Source organism: Pseudomonas emilianonis (assembly GCF_023072625.1).
GTDB classification, from domain to species: Bacteria; Pseudomonadota; Gammaproteobacteria; order Pseudomonadales; family Pseudomonadaceae; genus Aquipseudomonas; species Aquipseudomonas paraveronii.
Genome location: NZ_JAKNRV010000703.1, coordinates 1 through 1080 on the forward strand (window position 1 = coordinate 1; position 1080 = coordinate 1080).

The 1080-nt window shown below is 65.2% G+C and carries 1 pseudogene; it reads left to right on the forward strand.

Features of this window, described 5'->3' with window-relative positions:
* Nucleotides 1–1080, forward strand: a pseudogene (locus tag L9Z73_RS31020) (Hpt domain-containing protein); the annotation flags it as partial.

Genomic DNA, 1080 nt, shown 5'->3' on the forward strand with positions numbered 1-1080 from the left:
CACCTCGGCGCTGGTCGAGGGCATGCTGACCGGCGTGATCGCCAACAGCCCGGCGCTGCGCAGCCTGCTCAAGGCCAGCGACAAGCAACTCAAACGCCTGCTCGCCCAGGGCATTGGCGGCATCAACCAGCCGGCGCCGGATGAACTGCTCAAGAGCCTGCTGTTCTACGTCGCCAAAGTCACCCGGCCAACGCCGCGCATGCAAAGCCTGAAAGAACGCTACGGCCTCGATGAAGCCTTGCCCGACAGCGCGGTGGTCGATGCCGAACGCGCGCGCCTGGCCGGGCCGGACCGCAATGCCATGGGCTCGGTGCTCGGCGCGTTGTGCGAAGAGCTGGTGCGGGTCAAGGAACGCCTCGACCTGTTCGTGCGCAGCGACCGTCAACACACCAGCGACCTCGAAGCGCTGCTGGCGCCGCTGCGGCAAATCGCCGATACCCTTGCGGTGCTGGGCTTTGGGCAGCCGCGCAAAGTCATCATCGACCAGCTTGCCGTGGTGTTGAGCCTGGCCCAGGGCCAGCGCGAACCCAACGATGCAGTGCTGATGGATGTCGCCGGCGCCTTGCTCTACGTCGAAGCGACGTTGGCCGGGATGGTCGGCACGGTCGAGCCGCAAGGCCGTGAAGAGAGCCGCCTGCCCACCACCGACCTGACGCAGATTCATCAGTTGGTGATCCGCGAGTCCTGCCAGTGCCTCAAGCAAGCCAAAGAGTTGGTGATCGACTGCATCGACGCCCAGTGGGAGCGCCAGCGCCTGGAATCCCTGCCGGAACTGTTGAGCCAGGTGCGCGGCGCCCTGGCGATGATTCCACTGCCACGCGCAGCGAGCCTGATGCGCGGTTGCACCGATTACGTCGATGAACAACTGATGATCAACGACGCAGTGCCGTCCGAAGAGCAGTTGGCACATTTCGCCGACGTGATCAGCGGCCTGGAGTACTACCTGGAGCGCATGCTCCAAGACCCCGACGCCGCTGGCGAACGGGTGCTGGAGTTGGCCACCGAGGGCCTACCGGGCACCTATGCGGAGACCTTGGCCCGCACTGCGCTGAATGCGGTGACGTTGGAACGCAGCTTTGT